The following is a 13,100-nucleotide window of genomic DNA, read 5'->3' as shown; positions in this document are numbered from 1 at the left end:
CTGCTCGGCCTGCTCGGCCGGGGCCGCGCCGCCGCGACGGCGGCGCGTGCGGGTCACCACGCGCGGCGCGGCGGGCTCGGCGGCCTGCTCCGGCTGCTGCTCCGGCGCGGGGGTCACGTCGCCGTCGGCCGTCGTGTCCGCTGGCACGTCCGCGCCCTTGTCCGCGCGCTTGTCGGCCGCCTGGTCGGCGGCCTTGTCGGCAGCTTGCTCCGCAGGCTTGTCCTCGTGGCGCGCCATCGCGGCGAGCTCGGCCGGGGTCGGCACCTTGCCGGCACCGCCCTGACCGCCGCCGTTCTGGCCACCGTTCTGGCCGCCGCGGCCGGACTGCTGGCCGGACTGCTGGCCCGACTGCTCGTCGTCGCCCTTGCCCTTGCCGCCGCGTCGGCGACCGCCGCCACGGCTGCCGCTGCGGCCGTCGTCCTCGCTGCGCGGCGCGACCGGGGCGTCGTGGATGACGACGCCGCGGCCCTGGCAGTGCTCGCAGTTCTCGCTGAACGACTCGACCAGGCCGGTACCGATCCGCTTGCGCGTCATCTGCACCAGGCCCAGCGAGGTGACCTCGGCGACCTGGTGGCGGGTCCGGTCGCGGCCCAGGCACTCCACCAGGCGGCGGAGCACGAGGTCGCGGTTGGACTCCAGGACCATGTCGATGAAGTCGACGACGATGATGCCGCCGATGTCGCGCAGCCGGAGCTGGCGCACGACCTCCTCGGCCGCCTCCAGGTTGTTCTTGGTGACCGTCTCCTCGAGGTTGCCCCCGGAGCCGGTGAACTTCCCGGTGTTGACGTCGATGACCGTCATCGCCTCGGTGCGGTCGATGATCAGCGACCCGCCGGAGGGCAGCCAGACCTTGCGGTCCAGCGCCTTGGCGATCTGCTCCTCGACCCGGTGGGTCGCGAAGACGTCCTTGCCGTCGTGCTCGGACGGCTCGTAGCGCTCGAGGCGCTCGGCCAGGTCGGGCGCGACGTGCTCGACGTACCCCTGCACGGTGTCCCAGGCGTCCGCGCCCTCGATGACGAGCTTGGAGAAGTCCTCGGTGAACAGGTCGCGGACCACCTTGAGGGTGAGGTCCGGCTCGCCGTACAGCAGCTGCGGGGCGCTGCCCTTGGCCTTCTTCTCGATGTCCTCCCAGCGGGCCTTGAGCCGCTCGACGTCGCGGGTCAGCTCGTCCTCGCTGGCGCCCTCGGCGGCGGTGCGCACGATGACGCCGGCGGAGTCCGGGACGATCTCCTTGAGCAGCGTCTTGAGGCGGCTGCGCTCGGTGTCGGGCAGCTTGCGGGAGATGCCGCTGGTCGTGCCGTCCGGCACGTAGACCAGGAACCGGCCCGCGAGGCTGATCTGGCTGGTCAGCCGGGCGCCCTTGTGGCCGATCGGGTCCTTGGTGACCTGCACGAGCACCGACTGGCCCGAGGAGAGGACCGACTCGATCTTGCGGGGCTGGCCCTCGCGGTGACCGAGCGCGGACCAGTTGACCTCGCCGGCGTACAGCACCGCGTTGCGGCCCTTGCCGATGTCGATGAACGCCGCCTCCATGGAGGGCAGGACGTTCTGGACCCGGCCGAGGTAGACGTTGCCGATGAGCGAGGTCTGCGACTCGCGGGCGACGTAGTGCTCGACGAGCACCTTGTCCTCGAGCACGCCGATCTGGGTGAGCTCGTCGCGCTGGCGGATGACCATGACCCGGTCCACGGCCTCGCGGCGGGCGAGGAACTCCGCCTCGCTCACGATCGGGGCGCGGCGGCGGCCGGCCTCGCGGCCCTCGCGGCGGCGCTGCTTCTTGGCCTCCAGGCGGGTCGAGCCGGAGACCGCGGTGATCTGGTCGTCACCGGTGCGGCTCTGGCGGGCGCGGGAGGAGGTCTTCTCCGACGACTCCTCGCCCTCGCCGTTGTCGCCGCCGTTGTCCCCGGAGCGACGACGGCGCCGACGCCGGCGCGAGGAGGAGCCCTCGCCGGACTCCTGCTCGTCCTTGTCCTGTTCCCGGTCCTGGTCGCCGGACTTGTCGCCCTGGTCGCCGGACTTGCCGGTCTTGTCGCCGGTCTTGTCGCCGGTCTTGTCGCCGGTCTTGTCGCCGGTCTTGTCGTCGGTCTTGTCGCCGGACTGGCCCTGCTGCTGGCCGCCCTGGTCCGTGCCGTTCGCGTCGCCCGACTCGGCGTCGTCGGATCCCCCGCCGGACTTGCGGCGACGGCGTCCGCCGCGACGACGGCGGCGGCGGCCGGAGCTGTTGCCCTCGCCGTCCTGGCTCTCGTCCTGGTCGTCGTCCTGGTCGTCGTCCTGGTCGGTGTCCTGGTCGTCGGACCCGGCCTCGGCACCGGTGTCGGTGTCAGTGGCGGCCTCGTCGGCCGTCTCCTCCTGGGCGGGCGGCTCGACCGTGGGCTCGCCGGGGGCGACCTCGGCGAGCGCGGCGTCCTCGGACTCGTCCTCGGTGGGCTCGTCCTCGAGCACGGGCTCCGGCTCGGGCACGGGGGCGGCCTTCTTGCGGGTCCGGCGCGCGGGGGCCTTGACCGGCTCGGGCGCCTGGAAGAGCGGTACGGCGGCGGAGCGCGCGGCCGGCGCGGCCTCCTCGGCGGGCTGCTCGGCGGGCTGCTCGGCGGCCGGGTCGGTCGGGAGCGGCTCGTCGGCCGGCTGCTCCGGCGCGGCGGCGGTCTTCTTCGCGGCGGCCTTCTTGGTGGTGGTCCGCTTGGTCGTCCGCTTGGCGGCGGCCTTCTTCGCCGGCGCCTCGGCCGGCGCGTCCACGACCGAGGCCTCGATCGGCGCCTCGGCGGGCGTGTCGGCCGGCGCGTCGGGCAGCGGCTCGGCGGGCGTGTCGACCGGGGCCTCCGCGGCCGCGGCGGCGGCCTTCTTGGTGGTCCGCTTGGCCGGCGCCTTCTTCGCGGCGGCCTTCTTGGCCGTGGTGGTCTTCGCCGCCGTCTTCTTGGCGGCGGTCTTGCGCGCGGTGGCCTTCTTGGCCGGCGCGGCGTCCGCGGGGGCGTCCCCCGCGGCAGTGGTCTCGGTGGGGGCGACCTGCAGGTCGTCGTCAGCCATGTGCTGCTCCTCGGCCCGGTCCCCCGCAGGGCGGCCGGGCGGTCAGACGCCGCGGACCCGCGTGCTCAAGGTCGACGGCGCAAAGCCTTCGGTGGCGGCGACACCCTCCGCGGTGTGCGTCACTGGGTGTGGGAGGTCACCTGCCGCGGTCGCTGGGCCCTGTCACGGCCGCGTCGCGGTCTGGCGACGACCTGCACCCACCGTGCTCGGCCCGCAGGCTGCGGGCCGGGCGAGAACGTCGTCGGGTCGACGGGGTCGACCGTCGCCGAGTATCGCACACCACACCCTCGATGCGGTCATGCTCGGGGGCGCAGCGGGTCGCGGACCTCTCCGGTCGTGGCGTCGAGCGGACCCTGCGCGACGCGGGTCAGCAGCGGTGCCGGGCCGACCGCCAGCGCGGAGACTGCGGCGAGTCCGCTGAGCACGTCGTCGGGACGGATCGACGGCACGGCGTGTCGCAGCACCAGGTCGAGCCGGGCACCGGCCGGCGAGTCGTCCGGCGCGGGGCCGGCGACGAGCGAGACGACCGGCACGCGGCAGTCGAGCTCGCGCAGCCCCTTCTTCGTCATCCGCTCCACGACGACGGACTCCGCGGCCAGGAACGCGTCGACCGCGGTCGCCGCCTCGGTCGGCTGCGCCGCGACGTCGGCCCACCAGTGGCTGGCCTCCAGCAGGTCGGCCAGCGACCCGCCCGCCGACTCGACGACCTCGAGCACGTCGAGGCCCGGCGGCAGGGCCTCCTCGAGGCTGGTGTGGATCGAGGCGGGGTCGACGACCTCGGCCAGCCCGATCTCGAGGTACTCCGCCTCGCTGGCCGACCCGGTCGGTGCGGCGCCGGCGTACGAGATGCGCGGGTGGGGGTTGAAGCCCGAGGAGTACGCCATCGGCACCCGCACGCGGAACACCGCTCGCTCGAAGGCCCGGCTGAAGTCGCGGTGGCTGGTGAACCGGAGCCGGCCGCGCTTGGCGTACCGGATCCGCAGCCGCTGGACGGGCGGGGCCTGCTGCTCGGGCTGCTGACGCACCCGCGGATCCTACGGCCCGCGGCTCTCGCCCAACGGATCGGCGGAGTCAGGCGCCGTCCTTCACGACCCGTCCCTCATCGCCGGCGAGGGGTAGACGGTGCCGACCCGCTCCCCCGCGAGCCACGCCGTGAGCCGGGCCGCCTCGGCGTCGAGCTGCGCGCGGGCCGCGACGGGGACGTCCTCGACGAGGCGCGCCGACACCGTCCCGGCGGCGTCCTGCACCCAGCAGCCGACGACGCGGCCGTTCCACCAGGCGGTCGTGCCGGCGTTGCCGTTGCGGTCGAAGAGCAGGGGGGCGTGCGGCCCGAGGTACCACCCGCGCTCCTTCCACCCCATCACGGTCGCGTCCAGCACCGGCAGCATCGCGACCCAGTCCTCGGGCGCGGCGACGGGCTCCAGGTCGTCGGGCAGCAGCCAGCCGGTGCCGCCGCCGTCGACCGTGACCTCGACGGCGCCGACGTCGGCGAGCGCGGCCCGGACGGCCCCCTTGGTCGCGCCGAGCCACCAGACCAGGTCGGCCTCGGTGCCGGGCCCGAAGGACCACAGCCAGCGGCGCACCAGGGCGGCGTACCCCTCGGCCGGCGGGAGCGGGGCGGGCACCTCTCCGAGCCAGTGCTCCATGAGCGTCCACCGGGGGCGGGAGACCCGCCAGTGCTGGGTGTTGGTGCCGCGGACGACCCGGGCGTCCGCACCGAGGCCGGTGAGGGTCCGGTTGGTGTACGTCGGGCCGATGCCACCGGCCGTGGCGACCGCAGCGAGGGCGGGCAGCCCGGCCCGGATCTCCGCGGCGGTCAGGCCGTCGGGCCGGGCGGCGAGCAGCGCGAGCACCTCGTCGCGGACCGCCCGCACCCACGTCTCGCCGTCCTCGGCGTGCCCCTCGCGCACGACGTCCTTGACCATCCGGGCGCGCTCGGTCGCCGCGACCCGCGCGGACGCGCTGCCCCACGCCGCGGGCAGCAGGTCGCGCGGGAACACGAAGAGCGTGCGCCGCATCGCGAGCTGCTTCACCAGCGTCCGGTCCGTCTCGAGCGCCCGGTCGAGGTCGGCGCGGGCGAAGCCGTCGACGCGTGCCCACAGCGAGAGGTACGGCGTCGCCGGCTCCGTCGAGTGCAGCACCGTGACCGCCGCCGTGGCCGTCTCCGGGTCCGGCATCCGCGAGCCCGGCGCCAGCCCGTGCCGCACCGCCAGCCGCGCCCGCCTCTCCTCGTCGGTCACGTGGCGCACGGCGCCTATCCTGCACGAGTGCTTCGCTGGGTCCACGGGCTCTTCGCGCTCCTCGCCCTGGCGACGATCGTGGCGCTCGTCGTGCTCTGGCCCCGGCCCGACCACGCGCCCGACGGGCGGCCGGGACCGCCCAGCGGCATCCCGCAGCCGACCGGCCCGTCCGCCACCGGGACCCCCGGCGCGCCGTCCCCGAGCGGGTCCTCCGGGCCGTCCGGGCTGCCGACCCTCCCGACCGAGCCGACCCAGACCTGCGTCGACCCGGCCCCCGACCGCGTGGTCGTGCTGAGCTTCAACATCCACGGCGGGCTCGGCGGCGGCGGGCTCAACCTGGAGCGGATCGCCCAGGAGATCGAGGCCTGGGACGCCGACGTGGTGCTGCTGCAGGAGGTCGACCGGTTCCGCGCGCGGTCGGCCTTCGTCGACGAGCCGACCTGGCTGGGCACGCGGCTGGACATGAACGTCGTCTTCGGGCGCAACGTCGTCCGCAAGCCCGAGCGGCGCGGCGCCCCGAGGTCGGAGTACGGCACCGCGCTCCTCAGCCGGCTGCCCGTCGAGCGCTGGGAGAACCGGATGCTCCCCCGGCGGCCCGGTCAGGAGCAGCGCGGCCTGCTCCGCGCGACGCTCGACTTCGGCGGCCGGTCGCTCGACGTCTACGGCACGCACCTCCAGCACACCCGCGGCACCATCCGGATCGTCCAGCTCCGCGCGGTGCGCCGGATGGTGGCACAGCGGTCCGGCGCGGACGTGCCGTTCGTCCTCGGCGGCGACCTGAACGCCACGCCGGACTCCCCCGCGATGGACGTCGCGCGCGGCTTCGCGCTGGACCCGTGGCCCGTCGTCGGCGAAGGGAGGGGGCTGACGGTCCCGCCCCGGGTGCCCCGGCGGAGAATCGACTACGTGCTGCACTCCCCCCACCTCGTCCCGACGAGCGCGCAGGTGCTGCGCTCGGCGATCAGCGACCACCGCGCCGTGCGCGTGACCTTCGACGTGCCGCGACCCGGGTGCGGACGGTGACCGCGCGGCGTACCTCCCTGCTCCTGGTCGCCGGCGTCCTGCTCCTCTCGCTCAACCTCCGCCCGGCTGCGGTCAGCGTCGGGCCGGTGCTGGACGAGGTGCGCGACGCGTTCGGGATGTCGGGGGCGACCGCGGGCCTGCTGACCTCGCTGCCCGTCCTGGCGTTCGCGCTGTTCGGCGCGCTCGCGCCGACGGCCGCGCGGGTCGTCGGGGTGCACCGGGTGACCCTGCTGGCGCTGCTGGTCGTCGGCGGCGGGCTGCTCGGCCGCTCCACCACCGACAGCGAGACGCTCTTCCTGGTGCTGTCGCTGCTCGCGCTGGCCGGCATGGCAATGGCGAACGTGCTGCTGCCGTCGCTGGTCAAGCTGCACTTCCCCGACCGGATCGGGGCGATGACCGCGGCGTACACCACCGCCCTCGCCGTCGGCCTGACCGCCTCCCTCGCGCTCACCGTGCCGGTCGCGGAGGCAGCAGGCAGCTGGCGCACCGGCCTGGGCGTGTGGGCGGTGCTCGCGCTGCTCGCGGCGCTGCCGTGGCTGGGGCTCGTCGCGCACGACCGGCGACCGCCCGACGGCCCGGCCGGGCGCGCGGTGCGCTACCTCGACGTCGCGCGGACCCCGCTCGGCATCGCGATGGCGGTCTTCTTCGGGCTGCAGTCGCTCCAGGCGTACGCCGTCTTCGGCTGGTTCGCGCAGCTGTGGCGCGACAGCGGGTGGTCGCCGACCGCGGCCGGCCTGCTCGTCGCCCTCATCGCCGGCGTCAGCATCCCACTGTCGCTGTGGCTGCCGCGGCTGCTCGCCTCGCGGGAGAACCCGCTCGGCGTGCTGCTCGCGGTGATCGCGTGCTACCCGATCGGCTACGGCGGGATGCTCGTCGCGCCGTACTCCCTCGCGCCGCTGTGGGCGGTGCTCGTCGGCACCGCCGCCTGCACCTTCCCGCTGATCCTCACCCTGGTCGGCCTGCGCGCCCGCACCGCCGAGGGGACCGCGACGCTGTCGGCGTTCACCCAGTCGGCCGGCTACCTGCTCGCCGCCCTCGGTCCGTTCGCGATCGGCGTCGTCCACGACGCCACCGGCGGGTGGGACTGGCCGGTCGCCCTGCTGCTCGTCCTCAGCCTGCCGCTGGGCCTGCTCGCGGCGTACGTCGCCAAGCCCCACGCGATCGAGGACCAGCTCGACCGGCGCGCACCGGAGCGTGTCGCGTCGTAGGGTGACGCGACACCCAGGCCCTCGGGAGGCTTCGATGACCGGTCCGCTCCGGCCGCTGCTCGGCACGCTCGTCACCAGGTTGCTCGTCACCAGGTTGCTCGTGACCGGCCTCGCCACGCTGGCGCTCCTCGGCGGCCTGCTGGCCCCGGCCTCGGCGTCGCCCGCTCCGGCGGCGCGGCCGATGCCCGGCGCGTTCACCGGCTACGCCTTCGACGCCCGGTGCGCGCCGACCCAGGCCGAGATGGACGTGTGGCGCCGGCACTCGCCGTTCTGGGGCGTCGGGGTGTACATCGGCGGCTCGACGATGGCGTGCCGACCCGACCCCGCCGACCCGGCCTCCGGGCAGCCCCACCTGGACGCGACCTGGGTGCGCCGCCAGACCACCGCCGGCTGGCGGGTGCTGCCGATCTGGGTCGGCCCCCAGGCCTCCTGCTCCGGCTACGCCGACCGGATCGACGCCGCGCCCGCCGGGGCGTACGCCGCGGCCGACGCCCAGGGCCGCGCCGAGGCGACCGCGGCGGCCGAGCGTGCCCGTGCGCTGGGCATCGACCCCCGCAGCACGCTCTGGTACGACCTCGAGGACTTCGACCTCGCCGGCGACGACTGCCGCCGCTCCGCGCTGCGGTTCCTCTCCGGCTGGACCGAGGCGCTGCACGACCTCGGCCACCGCTCGGGGGTCTACTCCAACATCGCCGCCGGCATCCACGCGCTCGACAACGCCGACAACCTCTCCCCCGGCTCCTACACGATGCCCGACCAGGTCTGGTTCGCCTGGGCCAACGGTCGCGCGGACACGGCCGTCTCCGCCAAGGTCCGCAAGGGCAGCTGGGCCGGCGAGCGCGTGCACCAGTACGCCCTCGACGAGACCGCGACGTACGGCGGCGTCACCCTGACCATCGACCGCAACTACCTCCGGGTCGGCGGCGGCTCGGTCGCTCCCCGCGCGCCGCGCGCCTGCGGCGGGGTGCGCCTGGACCGCGCCGCCTACCCGACGCTCGCGAAGGGTCGCCGCGGCCAGGTCGTCCGCACCGCGCAGTGCCTGCTGCGCAAGAGTGCGGCGTACCGCGGCAAGGTCGACGGCCGGTTCGACGGCGGCGTCGTCCGCGTGGTCCGCCAGCTCCAGCGGCAGACCGGGCTGCCGGTCACCGGCCGGGTCGACCGTCGCACCTGGGTCTCGCTGCTGGTCCGCGGCGAGGCCCGCCTGCTCAAGGAGGGCTCGGCCGAGGACGCCGTGCGCCGCCTCCAGCGCTCGCTCGTCGCCACCGGCGCCCGGCTCCGCGTCACCGGCGTGCTCGACCGGGCCACGTCGCGCGCGGCCGCGACCTACCAGCGCCGGGTCGGGCTCACCGCCGTCGGCGTCGTCGCACCGGACACCTTCAAGGCGCTGCGCAGCGGGCGGCTCTGACCACTCGGTTCACCTGCCGCTGACCGTGGGTGGGTGGCTCCGCGGGCGGGTGGCTCCTCGGGCGACACAACCGCGCAATTGCGCCGGAATGTCGCGTCAACCGCCCGGACCAGCGCTACAACCGCGCAATTGCGCCGGAATGTCGCGGCACCGACCCCCAGCAGCGGCTCAGACGACCGAGAGCGGGAGCAGCTGACGCCCGGTGGGACCGATCTGGATCTCGGTGCCCATCTCGGGGCAGACGCCGCAGTCGTAGCAGGGCGTCCAGCGGCAGTCCTCGACCTCGACGTCGGAGGAGCCGTCGGCGACGGCGAGGGCGTCCTCCCAGTCGGCCCACAGCCAGTCCTTGTCGAGGCCGGAGTCGAGGTGGTCCCAGGGCAGGACCTCGTCGTAGCCGCGCTCGCGGGTGGTGTACCAGTCGAGGTCGACCCCACCCTCGGACTCCGGCAGCGCGGCGAGCGCCTGCTCGCACGCAGCGACCCAGCGGTCGTAGGAGAAGTGCTCGCTCCAGCCGTCGAAGCGCCCGCCGTCGCGCCAGACCTGCTCGATGACGCGCCCGATGCGGCGGTCGCCGCGGGAGAGCAGTCCCTCGATGGTGCCGGGCTTGCCGTCGTGGTAGCGGAAGCCGATCGCGCGGCCGTACTTCTTGTCCTCACGGACGGTGTCGCGCAGCTTGCGCAGCCGCTCGTCGGTGGTCTCGTGGTCGAGCTGGGCGGCCCACTGGAACGGCGTGTGCGGCTTGGGCACGAACCCGCCGATCGAGACCGTGCAGCGGATGTCGTTGCGCCCGGAGACCTCGCGGCCCTTGGCGATGACCCGCTTGGCGAGGTCGGCGATCTGCAGGACGTCCTCGTCGGTCTCGGTGGGGAGGCCGCACATGAAGTAGAGCTTCACCTGCCGCCAGCCGTGGGAGTACGCCGCGGCGACGGTGCGGATGAGGTCCTCCTCGGTGACCATCTTGTTGATCACCTTTCGCATCCGCTCCGAGCCGCCCTCGGGGGCGAACGTCAGGCCGGAGCGGCGGCCGTTGCGGGAGAACTCGTTGGCCAGGTTGATGTTGAACGCGTCGACCCGGGTCGAGGGCAGCGAGAGCGAGACGTTCTGGCCCTCGTAGCGGTCGGCGAGACCCTTGGCGACCTCGCCGATCTCGGTGTGGTCGGCGCTGGAGAGCGAGAGCAGACCGACCTCCTCGAAGCCGGACTTGCGGATGCCGTTCTCGACCATCGCGCCGATCGTCTCGATCGAGCGCTCGCGGACCGGGCGGGTGATCATGCCGGCCTGGCAGAATCGGCAGCCGCGGGTACAGCCGCGGAAGATCTCGACGCTGAACCGCTCGTGCACGGTCTCGGCGAGCGGCACCAGCGGCTTGGCCGGGTAGGGCCAGGCGTCGAGGTCCATCAGCGTGTGCTTGGTGACGCGGAACGGCACGCCGGGGACGTTCGGCACGACCGAGGAGATCGCGCCGGCGGCGCCGTAGGTGACGTCGTAGAACTTCGGCACGTAGACGCCGCCGCTGACCGCGAGCCGCCGCAGCAGCTCGTCGCGGGCGCTGGGCATCTCGCCGGCCGGGCGACCCTGCGCCTTCCACTCCCGGATCACCTCGGAGATCGCCAGCACGACCTCCTCGCCGTCGCCGAGGACGGCCGCGTCGAGGAAGTCCGCGATCGGCTCGGGGTTGAACGCCGCGTGGCCGCCGGCCAGCACGACCGGGTCCTCGTCGGTGCGGTCGACCGCGTGCAGCGGGATCCCGGCGAGGTCGAGGGCGTTGAGCATGTTGGTGTAGCCGAGCTCGGTGGAGAAGCTGAGGCCGAGCACGTCGAAGGCGCGGACCGGGCGGTGGCCGTCGACGGTGAACTGCGGGATCGGGCCGTGCTCGTCGCCCTCCCGCAGGACGCGCTCCATGTCCGGCCACACGGCGTACGTGCGCTCGGCGACGATCCAGTCGCGCTCGTTGAGCACCTCGTAGAGGATCTGGACGCCCTGGTTGGGCAGGCCGACCTCGTAGGCGTCGGGGTACATCAGCGCCCAGCGGACGGTCTCGCCGGCCTCGGTGGTGGCGCCGCAGTCCCAGTCCTTGACCGTGGAGTTGAGCTCGCCCCCGACGTACTGGATCGGCTTGGACACCGACGGGAGACGGGGCTCGAGCCGCGGGAAGACGGACTCAGGGGCGGACATGCGAGACCTCACGAGGGACGGCGGGGAGCGTGCTGGGGACCGGTCAAGCCTACGTGCGGGGACCGATAGGTTGGGAACTGATGAGTGCCCCCGCCGTCCGCGGCCCGTTCCAGTGGTCGGTGGTCGTCCCCGTCGTCGCCGCCGTCGTCCTCGCCGCCACCTGGCTGCACCACGAGCACTGGGCGGTCCTGGTGGCCATCGGCGCGGCGCTGGTCGGCGCGGTGCTCGCCGCCGTCCACCACGCGGAGGTCGTGGCGCACAAGGTGGGCGAGCCGTTCGGGTCGCTGATCCTCGCGGTGGCCGTGACCGTCATCGAGGTCGGCCTGATCGTGATGCTGATGACCAGCGGCGGCGAGGGCACCAGCACCTACGCGCGCGACACGGTCTTCGCGGCGGTGATGATCACCCTCAACGGCATCGTCGGCATCTCGCTGCTGGTCGGTGCGCTCAAGCACCACCTGGTCAGCTTCAACCCGTCGGGCACCGGCTCGGCGCTCACCACGGTCGTCGCGCTGGCCTCGTTGACGATGGTGCTGCCGTCGTTCACGACCTCCGGGCAGGGCCTGGAGTTCTCCGGCTCGCAGCTGGCGTTCGCAGCGGTGGCCTCGCTGGTGCTGTACGTCGGGTTCGTGCTCACCCAGACCGTGCGGCACCGCGACTTCTTCGTGCCGGTCTCCAGCGACGAGTACGGCCTGATGACCGGGCTGCTCGACGCGGACGGCGACGACCACGCCGACCCGCCGTCGCGCCGCGAGACCCTGCTGAGCCTGGCCCTGCTCGTCGTCTCGCTGGTCGCGGTCGTCGGCCTCGCGAAGCTGCTCTCCCCCACCATCGAGGACGCCGTGAAGGCGGTGGGCGCGCCGTACGCCGTCGTCGGCGTCGTCATCGCGCTGCTCGTGCTCGCGCCGGAGTCCATCGCGGCCGTCCGCAACGCGTCCCGCGACCGCGTGCAGGTCAGCCTGAACCTCGGGTACGGCTCCGCGATGGCCTCGATCGGCCTCACCGTCCCCACCATCGCCGTCGCCTCGATCTGGCTGGACGGCCCGCTCGAGCTCGGCCTGGAGACCACCCAGCTGGTGCTGCTCTGCATCACCGTCGTCGTCTCGGTGCTCACCGTCGCCCAGGGCCGGGCCAAGTCGCAGCAGGGGTTGGTGCACCTGGTGCTGCTCGGTGCGTTCCTGTTCCTGTCCGTCGTGCCCTGACCCGTGCCCTGACCCGTGCGGTGATCCGTGCCGGCCGGCTCGCGCCGGCTCAGACGGTGCGGAGGTTCTCCGGGCCGACGGCATCGCGCACCCACGGCCGCAGCACGGCGGTCGCCAACCAGCAGGCGAGGACGCTGACGGCGGCCGTCGACCCGAGGCCGACGAGCACCTCCGCGGTGGACCCGGCCAGGTCGGCGGCGAGCACGGCGTACCCCACCGACCCGACGAGCGAGCCCAGCACCGCGAGCGGGACGGTGACGAGCAGGCACTCCAGCCGCTGCGAGTCGCTCACGACCGTCGCCGGGACGCCCGTGGCGACCAGGGTTGCCAGCTCGCGTCGGCGGACCAGCACGGTCTCGGTCGAGTGCACCGCCAGCGACGCCGCGATCACCAGGAGCGCGACGAGTGCACAGATCCCCGCTCCCACCGCCGGCAGGACGTAGTAGTCGCGGTCGCCGGCCGCCGCCTGGGCGGTCAGGCTGCCGATGAAGACCGGCACGACCCCGAGCGTGACCCCGACCGCGCCCGCAGCGGCGGCGGCGCGCCCCGCTGGACCGGGGTCGGCCACCAGGCGACGACCGGCCAGGAGCGCCGCGGCCGAGGCGGCCCGGCCGACGAGCACCCCGGCCGCGAGGTAGGCGACCGTCGGGGCCAGGAGGGCGAGGGTGAGGGTGAGCAGCACGACCAGCAGCACGACGCCGACGTCGCTGACCAGCAGCTCGTCCCGCCAGGCCAGCACGACGAGGGCCGCGAGCGGCAGCAGCCACCACGGCCGCGGCCGGCGGCCGCCGGCGCGGCTGCGCCCCTCCGGGCCGGCGGTCGACCG

At 74.4% G+C, this 13,100-nt stretch carries 9 protein-coding genes; 4 read left to right on the top strand and 5 right to left on the bottom strand.

Annotated features, from left to right (window positions below; all coding sequences use genetic code 11):
- The 3 genes from H7344_RS19870 to H7344_RS19860 form a co-directional block, all read right to left on the bottom strand.
- On the bottom strand, window positions 1-3,021 hold a 3,021-nt coding region (locus H7344_RS19870; RefSeq protein ID WP_186347723.1), incomplete at its 3' end, for an Rne/Rng family ribonuclease.
- A 296-nt stretch (window positions 3,022-3,317) separates the two neighbouring features.
- Window positions 3,318-4,046, bottom strand: coding sequence for a TIGR03936 family radical SAM-associated protein (locus H7344_RS19865; RefSeq protein ID WP_186347722.1), 729 nt, complete (start codon window positions 4,044-4,046; stop codon window positions 3,318-3,320).
- A gap of 60 nt (window positions 4,047-4,106) precedes the next feature.
- Entirely contained in the window at window positions 4,107-5,270 is a 1,164-nt protein-coding gene (locus tag H7344_RS19860; protein ID WP_186347721.1) for a winged helix DNA-binding domain-containing protein, read from the bottom strand.
- Between the two features lie 18 nt (window positions 5,271-5,288).
- Here H7344_RS19860 and H7344_RS19855 point away from each other — a divergent pair, with 18 nt between their 5' ends.
- From H7344_RS19855 to H7344_RS19845, 3 genes are read left to right on the top strand one after another with little or no spacing between them, the layout of a single operon-like run.
- Window positions 5,289-6,284, top strand: a complete 996-nt coding sequence (locus H7344_RS19855) for an endonuclease/exonuclease/phosphatase family protein (RefSeq protein WP_186347720.1) — start codon at window positions 5,289-5,291, stop codon at window positions 6,282-6,284.
- The gene (locus H7344_RS19850; protein ID WP_229706876.1) at window positions 6,272-7,492 is read left to right on the top strand and encodes an MFS transporter; all 1,221 of its coding nucleotides are present in this window, start codon (window positions 6,272-6,274) and stop codon (window positions 7,490-7,492) included. The genes H7344_RS19855 and H7344_RS19850 overlap by 13 nt, the downstream gene beginning before the upstream one ends.
- Window positions 7,493-7,526: 34 nt before the next feature.
- Window positions 7,527-8,897, top strand: a complete 1,371-nt coding sequence (locus tag H7344_RS19845) for a glycoside hydrolase domain-containing protein (protein WP_186347719.1) — start codon at window positions 7,527-7,529, stop codon at window positions 8,895-8,897.
- A gap of 168 nt (window positions 8,898-9,065) precedes the next feature.
- Here the strand turns inward: H7344_RS19845 and H7344_RS19840 are convergent, their stop codons facing one another.
- On the bottom strand, window positions 9,066-11,072 hold the full coding sequence (locus H7344_RS19840; protein WP_186347718.1) for a TIGR03960 family B12-binding radical SAM protein: 2,007 nt from the start codon (window positions 11,070-11,072) through the stop codon (window positions 9,066-9,068).
- 80 nt (window positions 11,073-11,152) lie between these two features.
- Here H7344_RS19840 and H7344_RS19835 point away from each other — a divergent pair, with 80 nt between their 5' ends.
- Window positions 11,153-12,274, top strand: a complete 1,122-nt coding sequence (locus tag H7344_RS19835) for a calcium:proton antiporter (RefSeq protein WP_186347717.1) — start codon at window positions 11,153-11,155, stop codon at window positions 12,272-12,274.
- Window positions 12,275-12,323: 49 nt separating this feature from the next.
- Here H7344_RS19835 and H7344_RS19830 read toward each other — a convergent pair.
- The coding region (locus tag H7344_RS19830; RefSeq protein ID WP_222130924.1) for a hypothetical protein at window positions 12,324-13,100 on the bottom strand (777 nt) is incomplete at its 5' end.

Origin of the sequence: Nocardioides deserti, from assembly GCF_014266025.1 — a bacterium.
Classification (GTDB): Bacteria; Actinomycetota; Actinomycetes; order Propionibacteriales; family Nocardioidaceae; genus Nocardioides; species Nocardioides deserti.
The sequence above is the reverse complement of the archived record's forward strand: the minus strand, read 5'-3'. Positions and strand labels throughout refer to the sequence as shown.

What these genes read in the sequence shown, in the direction of transcription:
- H7344_RS19845 (WP_186347719.1), top strand. Translation starts at nt 7,527, where the DNA reads ATGACCGGTCCGCTCCGGCCGCTGCTCGGCACGCTCGTCACCAGGTTG.
- H7344_RS19840 (WP_186347718.1), bottom strand. Translation starts at nt 11,072, where the DNA reads ATGTCCGCCCCTGAGTCCGTCTTCCCGCGGCTCGAGCCCCGTCTCCCG.
- H7344_RS19835 (WP_186347717.1), top strand. Translation starts at nt 11,153, where the DNA reads ATGAGTGCCCCCGCCGTCCGCGGCCCGTTCCAGTGGTCGGTGGTCGTC.